The sequence below is a fragment of the Paenibacillus sp. GYB003 genome (assembly GCF_036577625.1).
In the GTDB taxonomy this organism is placed as follows: Bacteria; Bacillota; Bacilli; order Paenibacillales; family NBRC-103111; genus Paenibacillus_AB.
In genome coordinates this window covers 77,785-95,439 of sequence record NZ_JARBDC010000052.1, presented here as the reverse complement: position 1 = coordinate 95,439, position 17,655 = coordinate 77,785, and the positions used below count along the sequence as shown (strand labels likewise).

The 17,655-nt window shown below is 58.0% G+C and carries 16 protein-coding genes; all 16 read right to left on the bottom strand.

The features are described 5' to 3' along the window. Positions 1-30: 30 nt before the first annotated feature. Positions 31-534 carry a low molecular weight protein-tyrosine-phosphatase gene (locus tag PV407_RS17375; RefSeq protein WP_332091185.1) on the bottom strand — a complete coding sequence of 168 codons (504 nt, stop codon included), beginning with the start codon at positions 532-534 and terminating at the stop codon, positions 31-33. Positions 535-564: 30 nt separating this feature from the next. Then, positions 565-1,452, bottom strand: coding sequence for a diacylglycerol/lipid kinase family protein (locus tag PV407_RS17370; protein WP_332091184.1), 888 nt, complete (start codon positions 1,450-1,452; stop codon positions 565-567). A gap of 133 nt (positions 1,453-1,585) precedes the next feature. Then, positions 1,586-2,002, bottom strand: a complete 417-nt coding sequence (locus tag PV407_RS17365) for a RicAFT regulatory complex protein RicA family protein (protein ID WP_332091316.1) — start codon at positions 2,000-2,002, stop codon at positions 1,586-1,588. A 126-nt stretch (positions 2,003-2,128) separates the two neighbouring features. Further along, on the bottom strand, positions 2,129-3,658 hold the full coding sequence (gene miaB / locus PV407_RS17360; protein WP_442951673.1) for a tRNA (N6-isopentenyl adenosine(37)-C2)-methylthiotransferase MiaB: 1,530 nt from the start codon (positions 3,656-3,658) through the stop codon (positions 2,129-2,131). Between the two features lie 91 nt (positions 3,659-3,749). Beyond that, entirely contained in the window at positions 3,750-4,328 is a 579-nt protein-coding gene (pduL, locus tag PV407_RS17355; protein WP_332091183.1) for a phosphate propanoyltransferase, read from the bottom strand. Between the two features lie 104 nt (positions 4,329-4,432). Then, positions 4,433-5,302, bottom strand: a complete 870-nt coding sequence (locus tag PV407_RS17350) for a 2-oxoacid:ferredoxin oxidoreductase subunit beta (protein WP_332091182.1) — start codon at positions 5,300-5,302, stop codon at positions 4,433-4,435. A gap of 1 nt (position 5,303) precedes the next feature. Beyond that, entirely contained in the window at positions 5,304-7,034 is a 1,731-nt protein-coding gene (locus PV407_RS17345; RefSeq protein ID WP_332091181.1) for a 2-oxoacid:acceptor oxidoreductase subunit alpha, read from the bottom strand. Between the two features lie 691 nt (positions 7,035-7,725). Further along, positions 7,726-7,986, bottom strand: a complete 261-nt coding sequence (locus PV407_RS17340; protein WP_006286829.1) for a stage V sporulation protein S — start codon at positions 7,984-7,986, stop codon at positions 7,726-7,728. A gap of 172 nt (positions 7,987-8,158) precedes the next feature. Beyond that, complete coding sequence (locus tag PV407_RS17335; protein ID WP_332091314.1) at positions 8,159-8,956, bottom strand: TIGR00282 family metallophosphoesterase; 798 nt, start codon at positions 8,954-8,956, stop codon at positions 8,159-8,161. A 100-nt stretch (positions 8,957-9,056) separates the two neighbouring features. Then, the gene (gene rny / locus PV407_RS17330) at positions 9,057-10,601 is read right to left on the bottom strand and encodes a ribonuclease Y (protein ID WP_332091179.1); all 1,545 of its coding nucleotides are present in this window, start codon (positions 10,599-10,601) and stop codon (positions 9,057-9,059) included. A 263-nt stretch (positions 10,602-10,864) separates the two neighbouring features. Continuing rightward, positions 10,865-12,070 (bottom strand): ROK family protein, encoded by a 1,206-nt coding sequence (locus PV407_RS17325; protein WP_332091178.1) that lies wholly within the window; start codon positions 12,068-12,070, stop codon positions 10,865-10,867. Further along, the gene (locus tag PV407_RS17320; protein ID WP_332091177.1) at positions 12,063-12,599 is read right to left on the bottom strand and encodes a chromate transporter; all 537 of its coding nucleotides are present in this window, start codon (positions 12,597-12,599) and stop codon (positions 12,063-12,065) included. Before PV407_RS17320 ends, PV407_RS17325 begins: the two co-directional genes overlap by 8 nt. 33 nt (positions 12,600-12,632) lie before the next feature. Continuing rightward, entirely contained in the window at positions 12,633-13,256 is a 624-nt protein-coding gene (locus PV407_RS17315) for a chromate transporter (RefSeq protein ID WP_332091176.1), read from the bottom strand. Positions 13,257-14,496: 1,240 nt separating this feature from the next. Then, the gene (locus tag PV407_RS17310; RefSeq protein WP_332091175.1) at positions 14,497-15,462 is read right to left on the bottom strand and encodes a Gfo/Idh/MocA family protein; all 966 of its coding nucleotides are present in this window, start codon (positions 15,460-15,462) and stop codon (positions 14,497-14,499) included. A 68-nt stretch (positions 15,463-15,530) separates the two neighbouring features. After that, the gene (locus tag PV407_RS17305) at positions 15,531-16,220 is read right to left on the bottom strand and encodes a regulatory protein RecX (protein ID WP_332091174.1); all 690 of its coding nucleotides are present in this window, start codon (positions 16,218-16,220) and stop codon (positions 15,531-15,533) included. Positions 16,221-16,361: 141 nt separating this feature from the next. Next, entirely contained in the window at positions 16,362-17,411 is a 1,050-nt protein-coding gene (gene recA / locus PV407_RS17300) for a recombinase RecA (RefSeq protein WP_332091173.1), read from the bottom strand. Positions 17,412-17,655 lie beyond the last annotated feature (244 nt).

The window sequence follows — 17,655 nt, the reverse complement described above, 5'->3', positions numbered from 1 at the left end:
TTCCGGTAAACGGCACCCGCCGCCGTCCCCTCATGCCGGCAGTTCCGCTCGAATGGTGCGCAGCAATGCCGCGCAGCCGGCTTCGACCAGCTCGTACACTTCCTCGAAGTTGCCGGTATAATACGGGTCCGGCACATCCTCCAGCTTCGTCTCCGGCACGAGATCGAGCAGCCGAATCAGCTTCGGCTCCGCCCCGGAGCCTTCGCCGTCTCCCGGCCTCGAGCCCGCATATCCGGCTATGGCACGCAAGTTTTGCAAATTGCTGCCGTCCATCGCCACGATATAATCGAATCGCCGCATATCGCCCTGCGTCACCTGCCGCGCCACGATGCCTTTCCAATCGATCCCTTTCTTTTCCAGCAGCTTGCGCGTCCCTTCATGCGGACGCTGCCCGACATGCCAGTCGCCGGTTCCGGCCGAATCGACCTCGATCCGCGCTTCCAGCCCGGCATCGCGCACTTGACGGCGGAACACCGCTTCCGCCATCGGCGATCGGCATATGTTGCCCAAACAAACGAAAAGCACTTTCACCATGTCGGCTTCTCCTTTCGCGATGCAATTCCGTCATAAGACGTAAAGCCGCTCCGGCAGCAGCTCGATGTCGGCCGGCGTCGTTCCCCCGTATTCGCCGTCGGCGTGTATCGTCATCGGGGACGAGCCGGCGATCCGGATGCGGCGGCCGGACAGCATCGTAACCGAGGGATGCGCCGTATGCGTTCCTTGAAAGACGCGCGGAAAAAAACGAAGCAGCTCGAGCCGGCCGATATTCGTTACGAGGCATAGGTGCAAAATCCCGTCGTCGTGCCGGGCTTCCGGACATATTTTCATGCCGCCGCCGTAATACGGCATATTTGCCGCGGCCAGCAGCCATACGCCGCTATGAACCGAACGAACCCCGTCCACGTCGAGCTCGATCTCGCAGGGCCGGTACGATACGAGCAGACGCAGCACGGTGACGACGTACGACAAGCTGCCGACGCCGAGCCGGTTGAGCCACCTTTTGTACCAGGACCGGTTCGTGTACAGAGCGACGTCGCCGTCAAAGCCGATCCCCGCCGATATGACGAATAGCCGTCCGTTCACGATGCCCGCGTCGATCCGCTTGCGGTCGAGAGCCAGCGCTCGCTCCAACGCTTCCTCCCACGCCGCCGGTATGCCGAGACTGCGGCAAAAATCGTTCCCCGAACCGGCCGGAATGCAGCCGACCGCCACGGGGGAGCCGGCCAAGCCGTTCGCCGTCTCGTGAACCGTTCCGTCGCCTCCGACGGCGACGACGGCGGTCGTACCGGGTTGTTCGGATAGCTGACGCGCCAGCTCGCCGGCGTGTCCTTGCCTTTCGGTAAAGCGATGCCCGTACTCGATCCGTCTTTCGTCCAGTACGCGCTCGACTTGCCGCCACACCTTCATCCCTCTGCCGTTGCCCGACATCCGGTTGACCACGAACCATATCATCCGTCCCGCCAGCCCCCTCGTATGAACGCCGGATCGCGTAAAAAAAATGTACAATGCTTTACGCGTAAGCCGCTCGTAAAACATTGTACGCCGTTTGCCGCTCGCGGGCCGCTGCGAATTCCGCCCCGCTTAATCAGTCGCTGCAGTTCGATTCGACGACCGGAGCCGCATCCTCGACCTGTATTTTTTCCGCTACGGTGTCGCGTACGACGCCTACGACAAGCTGCAGCAAATAGTTGATATCTTCCTGCGCCTGCTTGAACTGGGAAACGATCGGGTACTGATCCAGCTTGTCCTGAAGCTCCTCGAGCTCGCCGTTGATTTTATCGACCATCTTTTTGTTTTGGAACGTTTCGAAGGCGACGACTTCTTTTTGCCGCTTCTTGATCAGCTTGATCAGCTCTTGAATTTCCGCGTTCGCCTGCACCTGCTTCTCGGCCTGCCGGTAAAACTGCACCTCGTCGGAGGTCGAGATCAGCGCCGCCAGCTCCTTCGCCTTCTCCATAATATCGTCGCGGACGATCAGCTCCGTCGCCGTATATTTCTCCATGTTGTCGTGAATGTCGCATTCATGCCCATGCTCGTGATGATGCGCATGCGCTCCTTGCGTATTTGCCATCCGTTATCCACTCCTACGCCAATGTTCGGTCCGTCGGTTGCTTGATTCGTTTCGCCGCTAAACGACTTTGGCCGGCTGGGCGACGGCAAGCTCGCCTTTCAGCAGCCACGTTTGCGGCTCCGTGATCGTGACGTGCACGAACCGGCCCGCCAATTCCTTGGAACCTTGAAAATGGACGAGCTTGTTCGTTCTCGTCCGGCCCGACAGCACGTCCGGGTTCGTTTTGCTTTCGCCTTCGACGAGCACTTCGACGGTTTGCCCGCGCAGCAGCTCGTTTTGCTCCCTGCTGATGGTCGCCATCAGGTCGTTCAGCCGCTTCAGTCGATCTTTTTTCACTTCGTCCGGCACGTTGTCCTCCATGGCGGCGGCCGGCGTGCCGTCGCGCGGCGAATAAATGAACGTGAACGCCGAATCGTAGCGGACCTCGCGAACGAGCGACATCGTTTCCTCGAACTGCTCCTCCGTCTCGCCGGGGAACCCGACGATAATGTCGGTCGACAGCACGACGTCCGGAATCGCCCGCTTGATTTTGCTTACCAGCTCCAAATAATGCTCGCGCGAATATTTCCGGCTCATCCGCTTGAGCACCTCGGTGCTGCCGGATTGGACGGGCAAATGAATGTGCTCGACCAAATTGCCGCGCTTCGCCAGCACCTCGATCAAACGATCGTCGAAATCGCGCGGATGCGAGGTCGTAAAGCGGATGCGCGGAATATCGATTTTGCGCACGTCGTCCATCAGGTCGCCGAACGTGTACGAGATATCGGCGAAATCTTTGCCGTAAGCGTTGACGTTTTGGCCGAGCAGCGTAATTTCCTTAAAGCCCTGCCGCGCCAAATCGCGAATTTCCGCGAGCACGTCTTCCGGACGGCGGCTCCGCTCTTTCCCCCGTGTGTACGGGACGATGCAGTACGTGCAAAACTTGTCGCAGCCGTACATGATGTTGACCCAAGCTTTCATCCCTTCGCGCTTCTTGGGCAAATTTTCGATAATGTCGCCTTCCTTGGACCAAACCTCGACGACCATTTCTTTGCTGAAATACGCTTCCTTCAGCAGCACCGGCAGCCGGTGAATATTGTGCGTCCCGAAAATGATATCGACGAACGCGTGCTTCTGCATAATCCGGTTCACGACCGTCTCTTCCTGCGACATGCAGCCGCAGACGCCGAGAATGAGGCCGGGCTTTTCCTGCTTCAGCGTCTTCAGATGGCCGAGCTCGCCGAACACTTTGTCTTCGGCGTTTTCGCGGATGGCGCACGTATTGAGCAAAATGACGTCGGCGTCGCGCTTGTCCTCCGTCGCCTCGAAGCCCATATCCTCGAGCATGCCCTTCATCACTTCGGTATCGTGCTCATTCATTTGGCAGCCGTACGTACGAATCAAATACCGTTTCCCTTCGCCGATCGTCTTCATATCGTCGGGAATGGCCGATTCGTAACGGACGGATACTTCTTCTTTGCCGCGCTTTTTCGCGTCCTTCAGCGACGGCGACTGGAAATATATCGAATAGTCCTTGTCGGACTTCGCTTGCTTCCCGATGGTTTGGGTCGGTAGCTCTTTCACTTGTGCAGCAGCTCCTTTCCGCATTCAGTCATTATACCATTATACCATCACACCCCCCCGGAAGACAAAAAGTTTCGCTGACAAAAAAGGAAAGACCGATCGCAGCGTTCGTCGGTCAATCGTCCAATATGTAAGCCTTATCGCCTGTCGACACGCCGGCTGCGTTCGCCTCGTCCGTGTCCATATGCATGTCGAGCGCGTAATGATCGGAAACGCGGGCGATCACGTTCTCGAACACGACGGAACGCTCGCCTTCGACCTTGACGCGAAGCGGCTGTTTGTCGGCGATCCCCCAGGCGGCGGCTTCGTCCGTATGGAAATGAATATGGCGGGCGGCGATAATGACGCCCCGCTCCAGCGTAATTCGGCCGGCCGGACCTTGGACGATCATGCCGGGCGTACCGTCTATTTTTCCCGATTCGCGTACCGGCGGGGCGACGCCGAGCTGAAACGAATCCGTTTTCGATATTTCGATCTGCGAAGCGCTTCGCGCCGGACCCAAAATGCGCACTTTATCGAAACGGCCCTTCGGCCCGACGATCGCCACCGTTTCTTCCGCGGCATACTGGCCCGGCTGCGACAGCGGCTTCAGAGGCTTCAATTCGTAGTTTTCGCCGAACAGCGCGGCGATATGTTCCTTCGTCAAATGGATATGGCGGGCGGATACGCCGACCGGAACCGGTTTCGCGTTCATGCTGATCGCTCCTTTGGCCGATGGTTTGGTCTGTTCTCATTATACCCGAAACAAAAAGGAAAGGCATGTGACGGGCGTCACATGCCTTGACTATTGTATGACGATTATTTGAACTCGGCGACGAGCTTCTCGAATTCGGCTTCGGTAATTTTCAAGTTTTGCTTGGAGAGTGCTTCCTCCTTGAAGCCCGGAACCATCTGCTCGTAGCTTTGCTTTTCTTTGTTTTGGTAAATAATGCCGGTCAGCATGCCGTTCGTTTCCATAATTTTCGTCATCGCCATGACGCGGTCGTTCGGATTGTAATCCGGGAACTGCTCGAGATCGACGATGTTTTCTTTGAACCATTCGTACGTATTCGTTTTGTTGAACGTTACGCAAGGACTGAAAATGTTGATGAAGGAGAAGCCTTTGTGCTTCATGCCTTCCTCGATCACCTGCGTCAGCTGCTTCAGGTTGCTAGAGAACGACTGCGCCACGAACGTCGCGCCGGCGGCCAGCGCCATTTCGAGCGGAGCGAGCTCGGACTCGATCGAGCCTTGCGGCGTATATTTCGCATTGACGAACCCTTTCGCGCTGCGCGGGGAGTTTTGCCCTTTCGTCAGCCCGTAAATTTGGTTGTCCATGACGATGTACGTAATGTCGATGTTGCGGCGGATCGCATGAACCGTATGGCCGAGGCCGATGGCGAAACCGTCGCCGTCGCCGCCGGAAGCGACGACCGTCAGCTCGCGGTTGGCCATTTTCAATCCTTGCGCGATCGGCAGCGAACGCCCGTGAATGCCGTGGAAGCCGTAGCAGTTAATATATCCGGAAATACGTCCGGAGCAGCCGATCCCGGAAACGATCGCCAAATTTTCCGGCTCCAGTCCGACGCCCGCAGCGGCTCTTTGGATGGCCGCTTGGACGGCGAAGTCTCCGCAGCCCGGGCACCAGTTCGGTTTTACATTATTTCTGAAATCTTTTAATGTAGCCATCTTATTTCAGCCCCTTGCTCTGAGAATAAACTTCCGAAGGCAGGAAAGGCGTTCCGTCGTATTTCAGCATGCTGACGATTTTGTCGTGTCCGACATGCAGCTTGATTTGGTCGGCAAGCTGACCGGTTGCGTTGTTTTCGACGACGACGACCTTTTTCGCCTTGGCGATTTGCGCAGCCACCTCGTCCGCAGGGAACGGATGAATGAGGCGCACCGTCGCATGGTTCGTCGTAATGCCGTCTTGCTCGAGACGGGCTCTCGCTTCGTCGATCGTACCGCCCGTCGACCCCATGCCGATGAACAGCAGGTCGGCGTTGTCGTGCGGAGCGTCGGCGATGACCGCGTTCGGCAGCTTCAAGCCTTTCAGCTTGGCCAGACGTTTATCCATCATTTTTTGACGGTTGACCGGGCTTTCCGACGGACGGCCGGTTTCGTCGTGCTCGACGCCGGTCACGTGGTGCAGACCGCCAACTTCGCCGGGCAGCACGCGCGGGGAAATGCCGCTTTCCGTAAATTCGTACCGCTTGAACAGCTTGCCGTCCTCCAGCTTCTCCGTTCCGGTTACGAGATTGCCCCGGTCGATGACGATTTTGTCGTAATCGAGCAGCTCGGACGATTGCTTGCCGAGCGAAAGCTGCAGGTCGGTCATAATGATGACCGGGCATTGGTATTTCTCGGCCAGGTTAAACGCTTCGATCGTATCGTAGAAGCAATCTTCGACCGTAGCCGGCGCGATGACGATTTTCGGAATTTCGCCGTGCGTCCCGTATACGAGCGCGTTCAAGTCGGATTGCTCCTGCTTCGTCGGCAGCCCGGTGCTCGGTCCGCCGCGCTGCGTGTCGACGATGACGACCGGCGTTTCCGTCATGCCGGCAAGACCGATCGCTTCCATCATGAGCGACAAGCCCGGCCCGGCGGATGCCGTAAGGGCGCGCACGCCGCCATAGTTGGCGCCGATGGCCATCGTTACCGCGGCGATTTCGTCTTCGGTCTGGATGACCGTTCCGCCGAACTTCGGCAGACGTTTGATCAAATATTCCATAATTTCGGAAGCCGGAGTGATCGGGTAAGCCGGCATAAAGCGGCAGCCTGCCGCAATCGCGCCGAGACCGATCGCGTCGTTTCCGATAATGAACAGCTTCTGTTTGCCGTCTGCGGGCGCGAGCTTGAACTCTTCCAGCGGACCGCCGGCCAGCTCGATGACGAAATCGGCCGCGCGTTTGACCGCTTCGACGTTTTTCTCGACGACGGCTGCGCCTTTGCGTCCGAATTCTTCCTCGACCGCCTTGTTGAATACTTCGAGCGGCAATCCGAGCAGCGCCCAGGACGCGCCGGATGCGGCCATATTTTTAAACAGCGCCGTTCCCAACTCTTCGGCGATCGCCGTGATCGGAACCGGGAACAGTCGCGCGTCGATTCCTTCCGGTAACGTCGGGTTGAATTTCGCGTCCGCGACGACGACGCCGCCGGCGCGAAGCTCGTGCGCGTTCAAATCGATCGTTTCCTGGTCGAAAGCGACCAAAATGTCCAGATCGTCGGAAATCGCCCGTTTCGGCTTCGTGCTGATACGGATTTTATTGTTCGTATGTCCACCCTTGATCCGGGAAGAAAAGTGTCTATAGCCGTACAGATAGTAGCCAAGACGATTCAGGGCGGTAGAGAAAATGCGGTCCGTGCTTTCGACCCCTTCCCCTTGCTGCCCCCCGACTTTCCATGACAATTGCTCGATCACAACGTCCACTCCTTTGAACTGTGTCCTAACGTTTTGAAGGCGATTCGGATAACATTTTTCATCTTTAAAGCACTAAAGCAAACCGTCTCTCTGCAGCCAAAAAGACAAACGCCGTATGAACAGCCCTCGCAAACGTTCCGATATGAACATAGAGGATGATAGCGGCAGCCTTTCTTGCGCGGTCCGCGGCGCGTCCAAGGGCCGCTTCCGGCGGAATGCCGGTTCCGAGAGGCGTCGTGCCTTACGCAATGCTAATCATTCGTAAAGATTTTATGCTTTCCCTACTGAAAAAGCAAGCGAATTCACAGATTTTAAACATAGTTATTTTAGATCGAATCCATATCGCAATTAGAACGATTGAACGTCTAGCATTCTGATTTCGGCAGAGTTGACACAAAATCGTCAAATGGCGAAAAATGGCACCGTCCTTTTCGTCGACGACGCCGGTACGGCCGGTTGTTATCAGCATATCCATAATGAAAGCGCTTATACAAGCGGACATGGCGATAACCCGTAAAAGAACGCGGCTTCGAAGCCGTTACCGTCGCTTTTACGGGGAAAACCGGAATGATTCATTTTTAGGGCGGTGCGTCCGCAATTTGTAAGCAAACTCGGCCGTTCCGAAACGTTAAGAAAAGCTCCATCGCGGGAGCTTTCAATCCGATTCGGCCGTCATGGAACAATTCCGCGATTAGCGAGGCTCTACGATCAATTTGATCGCCGTCCGGTCTTCCCCGTCGATGACGATATCGGTAAACGCCGGGATGCAGATCAAATCGACGCCGCTCGGGGCGACGAATCCTCTCGCGATCGCCACGGCTTTGATGGCCTGGTTCAACGCGCCGGCGCCGATCGCTTGCAGCTCGGCCGCTCCTCGCTCACGCAATACGCCGGCCAATGCGCCGGCTACGGAATTGGGATTGGACTTTGCTGAAACTTTTAATACTTCCATGGCAAGACCTCCTCGGGAATGTTTGGATGAATTCCACTACTACACTATTCGTGCAGCTCCGGAATAATTCCTTCTACCCGACGGCCGTTCCCCGCCATTAAAATCTAAAATTTCAGCCAATTCGCGCAATTCGTCCGATCGGCCGGCACATTTCCGGCGCACGGGCGCTCGATTACTCGAACACGGCTTCCGTTTCGAACCGGCGAACGAGCTCGATGCTGCGCGTCATCCCGGTCTCGTCGTCCAACGTAATCGCGACGGCGTGAAACTGCCAGCTGCCTTCGTCGGCCGTAAACCGGACCGGCAGCTGCGTTTTGAACTTCTGCAGCACCGCCTCGCGTTCCATGCCCAGCACGCCGTCGCGCGCGCCGGTCATGCCGACGTCCGTTACGTAGCCGGTGCCGCGCGGCAGCACCCGCTCGTCATGCGTCTGCACGTGCGTATGGGTGCCGACGACGGCCGAAACTTTTCCGTCCAAATGCCAGCCCATGGCGATTTTTTCCGACGTCGCTTCGGCGTGAAAATCGACGAATATGAACCTGTGCTTCTTTTTCAGCTTGTCGAGAATGGCGTCGATCGTTTGAAAGGGACAGTCCAGCGGCGGCAAAAACGTTCGCCCCATCGCGTTGACGATAACGAGCTCCTTGCCCGCGGCGTTGCGAAGCACCGTAAAGCCTTTGCCCGGCGTTCCGGGCGGATAGTTGGCCGGCCGGATCATCCGTTCCTCGTCGTCGATAAAGTTGAAAATGTCTTTATTGTCCCACGTATGGTTGCCGAGCGTAATCCCGTGTACGCCCTGATCGTACAGCTCTTTGGCGATTTGCGCCGTTATGCCGCGACCGCCGGCCGCGTTTTCTCCGTTGACGACGATAAACGCCGGATCGTACTTTTTTTTCAGCTCGGGCAGCAGCGTCTTGACCGCCCTCCGGCCGGAGCCGCCGACGATATCGCCGATAAACAAAATGCGAATGGAACTCTCCCCCTGTTGCTGAACGTATTTTACCCTGGCAAAAGCAAAGGAGAAGTGGCCGCTAAGCCACTTCTCGCATCTTATGAAAGGTTTCGTTTGCTTATTTCGCGTACTCGACCGCCCGGGTTTCGCGGATGACGGTAACTTTGATGTGTCCCGGGTAGTCCAGCTCGCTTTCGATTTTCTTCGTAATGTCGCGCGCGAGTCGGAACGCCTCGGTATCGTCGATCTTTTCCGGCTGAACCATGACCCGCACCTCGCGTCCGGCTTGAATCGCGTACGATTTCTCGACGCCGTCGAACGATTCGGTAATTTCTTCGAGCTTCTCGAGCCGCTTGATGTACGTCTCCAGCGTTTCCCGACGCGCTCCGGGCCTTGCCGCGGACAAAGCGTCCGCCGCGCCGACGAGCATCGCGATGACCGAAGTCGCCTCGCAATCGCCGTGATGGGAGGCGATGCTGTTGACGACGACCGGATGCTCCTTGTACTTTTTGGCGATCTCGACGCCGATCTCGACGTGCGATCCTTCCACTTCGTGGTCGAGCGCCTTGCCGATGTCGTGCAGAAGCCCGGCCCGCTTCGCGAGCGTTACGTCCTCGCCGAGCTCCCCGGCCATCAAACCGGCCAAATAGGCGACTTCCATCGAATGCTTCAGCACGTTTTGACCGTAGCTCGTCCGGAACTTCAACCGGCCCAAAATTTTGATCAGGTCCGGATGCAGTCCGTGTACCCCCGTCTCGAACGTTGCCTGCTCGCCGTACTCGCGGATGCGTTCGTCCACTTCCTTGCGCGATTTCTCGACCATCTCTTCGATTCGCGCCGGGTGAATGCGGCCGTCCGCAACCAGCTTCTCGAGCGATGTCCGCGCGATTTCCCTGCGGATCGGGTCGAAGCCGGACAAAATGACGGCCTCCGGCGTATCGTCGATAATGAGGTCGATGCCGGTCAACGTCTCGAGCGCGCGGATGTTGCGTCCTTCGCGTCCGATAATCCGGCCTTTCATTTCTTCGTTCGGCAATGCCACGACGGAAACGGTCGTTTCCGCCACATGGTCCGCCGCGCAACGCTGAATCGCGAGCGTGATGACCTCTCGAGCCCTCTTCTCGGCTTCTTCCTTCGCCTGATTCTCGATATCCTTGATCAGCTGCGCCGTCTCGTAGCGGACTTCCTGCTCGACCGAGGTCAAAATGATATGCTTCGCCTCTTCCATCGTCAGGCCGGATATGCGTTCCAGCTCCGCCACTTGGCTGCGGTACAGCTGATCGATTTGCGCTTGCGTCTCGTCGATCCGCTTCTCTTTGTTGGCGACTTGCTCCTCTTTACGCTCCAGAGATTCCAGCTTTTTATCCAGCGTTTCCTCTTTTTGCAACAATCGTCTTTCTTGCCGTTGAGTTTCATTCCGACGTTCACGAATGTCTTTTTCAGCTTCGGCGCGAAGTTTATGAATTTCGTCCTTCGCTTCCAGCACCGCTTCTTTTTTCTGCGCGTCCGCTTCTTTCTTCGCCGCTTCGACGATTTGACGGGCCGCTTCTTCGGCACTGGAAATTTTCGCCTCGGCGAGGGACTTGCGGATAAAATAACCAATCCCAAAGCATATTGCGCCAACAACGAGAACGATGACGATCCAGATGACAGTGTGCAGCATCTTGTTCACCTCCTCGTTGAAGCCTCCAAGGGGTTAGCTTGGGATATTCGGTTTTTTATTCCGGTTTGCTTTCCGCTTTACAATCGAATTCCGGTCGTACAGTCCGGAGTGAACGGATTCGCGCGAATTTCCGCCGAAATCGGCCGCAAAAAAACTGCAATAAGGAAAAATAATGCGAAATCCGGCGAAATCGGAATGTACAACCTCATTTTAGCTTTTGCAAAATGCGGTTGTCAAGCAACAAGAAAGCGCTTCGTCTTTCGCTATGACGTAAGCCGGTCGACCACCATCGCGGCGGCCCCGACGGCAAGCGCGTCGTCCGACAATTTGCCGCGCGTGAACGTGACCGGATACGTCGGATAATACAGCGTATTTTTGAGCGCGACCTGCGTGCTGATCTGATAAAACAGCTCGTTCGTCGTAATGAGCGGGCCGCCCAAAATCACTTTTTCCGGATGCAAAATGTTCAGCAGATTGGACAAGCCGATGCCGAAATAAGTGGCCGCCTGCGTAAACAGCTCGGTCGCGAGACGGTCGTCGGCGGACAAAGCCCGCAGCAGCAGCCGGTAGTCGACGTCGTCCGGCCGGTCGACCCATTCGCTCAGCACGCTTCGCCTTCCCTGCTTCAGCCGCGCCGCCGCCTGCTTCTCCAGAACGGGAATCGACACGAACGATTCCAGGCAGCCGTAAACATGGGGACGCTCGGGATGCGGCGGACCGTCCGTCTGTATAATCATATGGCCGACGGAGCCTTCCATGTCGACGGCGCCGTAGACGAGCTGGCCGTTCGACATCATCGCCGAGCGAAGGCCGACGCCGGCGCGCACGTACAGCAAATGCCGGTACTGCTGCGGCGAGCCGGCCCAATATTCGGCCAGCAGGGCCGTATTCGCCCCGTTGTCGAGCAGCGCGGGAACGCCCAGCTCCGCTTCGAGCCTCGGGCCGAGCGGCACTTCGTTCCAGCCTTCGGCCGGAAAATATAACGGATTGAGCATCATTCCCCGGGCGCGATCGACGGGGCCTACGGCGCCGATGCCGAGGCCGAGCAGCCGGTCCGGCGCGATCCCTTTGTCCGCCGTCATGCGGCCGACGGCACGAACGACTTCTTCCATCAGAAGCTCCGGCGTCATCCGCTCCGTCATCTGCCAGGAGGCGGAGTCGATTTTTTCCAGCTGCAAATCGCATAAGACGAGCCGCGACGTCGAACGGGAAATATCGAGCCCGAGCACATAGCCGCGGTCCTGCTTCAGCCGGTACAGCAGCGGCCGGCGTCCGCCGGACGATTCACCGAGTCCGCTTTCTTCAATCCAGCCGGTCGTAGCCAGCTCTTCGAGCATGCGCGTCAGCGTGCTGGACGTGAGCCCGCTCAATTCGAGCAGGTCGAATTTCGAAACGACGCCCCTTCTGCGGATTTCGGCGAAAATTTGCTTCGCCTTCCGATTCGGGATCCATTCCTCCAAATTAGGCATACAGCGCTACACCCACCAGGCCGGATACCGCGATCACCGCCAGCGGATGCACGCGAAAGCGCATCAGGGCGATGAGGGCGCCGGCGAATATGGCGATGGAGCATCCCGTTTTCCAGTCGATCGCCAAAGCCGCTCCGCCCGCCATCACGAGCCGGTAAGCCGCATAAAAAACCAACGCGGCGACGATCGGCCTGAGGCCGTAAAAGGCCGATTCCGTTAGAGGATGGTGCTGAACCTTGGTCAGCAGCAAGCCGGCCGCGATAACCAATAACAGCGACGGCAGCGTCATGCCGATCGCGGAAACGGCGGCGCCGGGAAAGCCGCCCGCGTGAAAGCCGACCATGACGGCCGTATTCGTTGCGATCGGTCCCGGCGCTGCTCCCGCTACAGCAATCATATCAGAAAATGATTGCTCATTCATCCATCCGTGCGAAATCGCCTCGCGTTCGATGACCGGCACCATCGAGTAGCCGCCCCCGACCGACACGAAGCCGATCAGCAAAAACGTGACGAACATGTCCCATAGCATCGCCAGCAAGCCTCCCGCCTGTTCGTCTTCTTCCTATATTCCGTCTCCGATAAAATAGTCGGGGTCCGCGTAATATCGCCGCGGCGACGTTTCGATTCCGTGCCTGTGCTTCCAGGCGCCGATTCCGATGCCGGCCAAAGCGCCGCACACGATGATCAGGATCGGCGACAGCGGCGTCAATACGAGCAGCAGCACGGCCGCGGCGGCAAGAGCGATCGTCGATTTGTCGACGAGAGCCGTCTTTGCCATCCGGTAGCCGGCGTATACGATCATCGCGATGACGGCCGGCTTCATTCCTTGGAGCGCGGCGGCCGCTTTCGGATTGTCGCGAAAGGCCAGCAGCAAAGCCGACAGCCCGATGACGATCAAAAAGGTCGGAAGCAGCATGCCGACGACGGCCGCAACGGCGCCCGCCACTCCGGCTACCCGATAGCCGATGAAAGAGGCGGCGTTCAGCGCGACGGCCCCGGGAATCGTCTGGGAAACGGCGAGAACGTCGGCGACGTCCTCCTGCTTAATCCAGCGCCGTTTATGGACCGCCTCGCGCTCCAGCACCGGAATCATCGCATAGCCCCCGCCGAACGTAATCGGAGCGATGCGGCAAAAGGTCCAAAACAGGGGCCAGAGCCGGTTCCGTCTCGTCGTCTTTTTCGTCATGCTGATCTCTCCCTATCCCTCGATAGCTCTATTATAACCTACTTTCTTTCATTTTGGAATAAAGATGTTTGCCTCTTTCAGCATCTATTTGTCCAATCCTTAAAAATTCACCTAAATTATCGTCGAATTCTGAATCTTTCAACCAAAATGGAATTATATCTAACCATTCCTACGGTTCAACTCGGATTAATGCGGCGGGCGATTGTCGGTAACACTAACGAAAAACGGCTAATCGACGCATTTCGAGGATGAGCGAACAGTCGGCTTCCGAAACGTAACGGATGCCACGGCGCTTATTTCGCGAAAATCGGCCGTTTCCAATCGTAACGGACACCACCTGCGCTTATTTGCTCCGAACCGCCGTCCAAAAGGGGCTTTTCGCCAAAATTGCTGCGCCTGTGTCCGTTAGAAAATAAATAGGCCGAAACGAGGCACATTAGCGGCCTCCATGTCCGTTAGACATTCGGAACTTGGGCCAGCCCCGCCGCCGCCCATGCTCGCCCCCCGCTCGAACTCCAGACGGCGCCGGCGCAGGTCAACCGAGCCGGTATCGCCGTGTCCCGCCGCCGGCAGCGGGAAACCCGCTCCGGCTTGGCGCTTAAGCGAAGGTCGCGACGGACGTAGCTCGATTGCGCGACGGCAGTCTTTTCTGCACAAACCGAACCTTTTTCCACGCCGAAACGGCAGCGGAGCGAGGAACGAAATGGAAATGTTCCCGCTATTTTCGGTTGTTTCCCGTTTCCGGGCAAAACAACGGGAAAACGTCCCGCTACATTCGTCCTTACCGCGCTTCTAGCGGAACCAGCGCCATTTTTAACGGGAGCTTCTCCCGGTATTTCGAAACGACGCCACTAGGAGAGCAAGTGAACAGGAGGTTTTCCCGTTCGTTCAGATCCAGTTGGCCCGGCAGGATTAGGATCCGTCGGACGCGGAAACAAAAGGCGCTGCTTGCTGCATCCTTTAGCCGTACATGTTCGATTGGGACGAAATGGACCATACTCGCGTCCGCTCGGTCCGTTGGCGATTTCCGGGCGGGCACCGGCGTCTCCGTACCGAAAGCCGCACTTCGCGCTCCAGTGCTTTAGCGATGTCCAATCTACGGAAAAAGGCCGGGATTCGCTCCCGGCCCTACTCGATCTCTGCTATTGGGCTTACGCGACACGGCCCGCCTTGATCCCGCGCCTGCCGTTTCTTGCGCATCGCCCGCTTGTCCCGTTCGATCCCAACGCCAACACCAACGCTATCGCTTCGTCAGCTCGTCCATCACCTGAGCCGTGCGCAGCGCGGACTCGCCGGTACTCGGGCATGCGCCCGTACCGAGCAGCTCGTTCACGATCGTCTGAATCAACGGCTGCTGAATATGTTTCGGCTGCTCGAGCGAATAGTCGCCGATGCCTTCCGCGGTCGTCAACCGGATCGGCTCGCTGCCGAACGTGGAAAACGTGAGCTTGCCGCGGGAGCCGACGATTTCGTTCACTTCCCCGCCCTGATAAGCCGTAAAGCACCAAAGCCCGGTCCCTTGCACGCCGGAATCGAACACGTACGTGCCGCTGACGATGTCTTCCGCCGGGTACGCTTTCCCCTGATTGCCGGCCCGCCCGGTCGCGTCGCGAATCGGACCGAGCAAAAAGTCGAGCAGGTCGAGCGTATGGCTGGCCAGATCGAAAAAGTGGCCGCCTCCGGACAGCTCCGGAATGACGCGCCACGGCAAGTCGTCCGGATTTTCGGTCAGCTTCTTCGTATGTACGGTCGTCACGAACCGGATGTCGCCGATCGCCCCCATTTCGAGCAGCTGCTTCACCTTCAGGAAACGGGGCAGCGCCCTTCTGTAGTAGGCCACGTAAAGCGGCACCCCGGCCGCTCGGCAAGCTTCGATCATGTCTCGGCATTCGCCCGCATGGAGCGCCATCGGCTTCTCGACGTACACCGGCTTGCCGGCTGCGGCGACCGCCAGCGCGTACGGCTTGTGCGTCGACGGCGGGGTCGCGATGTAGACGGCGTCCACATCCGGGTCGCCGATCAGCGCATCCGCATCGTCGTACCATTTCGGCACCTGATGGCGCCTGGCGTAATCTTCCGCCAGCTCGCCGTTACGCCGCATGACGGCGACGAGCTCCGACCGTTCCGCCAGTTGAAAGCCCGGACCGCTTTTCACCTCGGTCACGTTGCCGCAGCCGATAATGCCCCATCGAATCGTTTTCGTCATTCGCCATGATCCCCCGCTTCATCGGTAATCGCTCGCCGTGATCGGCCCGGCCGCGGCATGACTGCCGCCTATTCGAACCAATCCGAAGGCTCCTCTTCGTCGCCATCCGTCTCGTCCCGGTACGTGTCCGCCAGCTTGCGGACGACGTTGCCCGCGATCCGGGCGGAATATCCTCTCCGCATCAAAAACGCGGCCGTCTTGCGCTTTTTGTCCATCCGGCCGCCGCCCGTCACGTTCCACTTCTTGAGGCCGAGCTCGAACGCGAGCCGTTCTTCGTCCTCCGGCGACACTTGATTCAGCGTCTCTTGAATCGTCGCCGGGGCGACGCCCTTATGCTGCAGCTCCTGCTTGATGAGCCGCTTGCCCTTCTTCTGCGAAAAAATGCGCTGCTCCGTCCACTGCGCGGCAAAATCGGCGTCGTCGATATACCGCTGCTCCTTCAGCATCGCAACGACCTCGTCGGCAAGCGTCTGCACGTAGCCTCTCCGCTTCAAATATTGCCGCATTTCCTTCTCCGAGCGGGGGCGCCGTCCGACCTGCTTCAGCGCCTCGGACCACGCCTTTTGCCGCTCCTCGTCTTCGGCCACGAGACGCATTTTGTCTTCGTCGATCCGCTCGCCCTTGAATAAGCGATGCTTGATCAGCACGTCTTCGTGCACGGTCATCGAGTATCGTCCGTCGACGAAGACGAGATAGCGATGCGCGGCTCTCCGGTGCCGCTCGACCGAAGTTATGATCGATGGCGGGCTGCTGGTCATGTTGGCCTCCTTTCGAACCGGCGCGCGGCCGGGCCGAAGCCGGCAGTCTCCGGCCGCAAACCGCAGACAAAACCGAAAACGCACCCTGTATGGCCCAAAGGTGCGCGTCGGTGCATCGTCTGCCGCATATCGTCAATTCGTTTATTCGAATGCCGCCAGCTCTTCCTCGTCCTCGTCGTCGTCCGATACCGGCAGCTGCACGCCTTGCGACATATTGCTCGCTTCCCGGATTTTGTTCTCGATGACGGTAGCGATTTGCGGGTTGTCCTTCAAAAACTGCTTCGCGTTCTCGCGGCCTTGGCCGAGCCGTTCGCCGTCGTACGAATACCAGGCGCCGCTCTTGTTCACGATGTCCATCTCGGTCCCGATATCGATAATGCTGCCCTCTTTGGAAATGCCTTCGCCGTACATAATGTCCAGCTCCGCTTGTTTGAACGGCGGGGCGACTTTGTTTTTGACGACCTTGATCCGCGTCCGGTTTCCGACCATGTCGTTGCCCTGCTTGAGCGTTTCCACGCGGCGCACTTCGAGCCGGATCGTGGAGTAAAACTTGAGCGCCCGTCCGCCGGGAGTCGTCTCGGGGTTGCCGAACATGACGCCGACTTTCTCGCGCAATTGGTTGATGAAGATGGCGATGACTTTCGACTTGTTGATCGCGCCCGACAGCTTGCGCAGCGCCTGCGACATGAGTCGCGCCTGCAAGCCGACGTGCGAGTCTCCCATCTCGCCTTCAATCTCCGCTTTCGGCACGAGAGCGGCGACGGAGTCTATGACAAGGATGTCGACAGCGCCGCTGCGGACGAGCGCTTCGGCGATTTCGAGCGCCTGCTCGCCGGTATCCGGCTGCGACAACAGCAATTCGTCGATGTTGATGCCGAGCTTGCTGGCGTAGAGCGGATCGAGCGCATGCTCCGCGTCGATAAAGGCCGCTTGTCCGCCGATTCGTTGCACTTCGGCGATCGCATGGAGCGCTACCGTCGTTTTACCCGACGATTCCGGTCCGTACACTTCGATAATTCTACCGCGCGGAAAACCGCCTACTCCAAGAGCGAGGTCGAGCGCGAGCGATCCGCTTGGGACCGTTTCCACCTGCATGTGGGTGGATTCACCGAGTTTCATAATCGATCCTTTGCCAAATTGCTTCTCGATTTGGCGAAGGGCATTTTCTAACGCAGCGCGGCGATCTGACAACATACTCACTTCCTTTTATCGTTTCTGATATTAATCATACACGCTTTTCCGCCGTTTGCCAACTGTTTTTTCGAACATACATTCGCATTTTTTTTCGGTCGCAAGCGAACGGTTCGCCCTCCCCGGTTCCGCCCGTCCGGGAAAAGGTTCGCCTTCCGCGTCGCGCCGCATGTACGATGCCCGTTCGCGCGGCAAAACAAAAACCGCAACAAAAGGCATTGCCGGCCAATTGTTACGGTTCTTC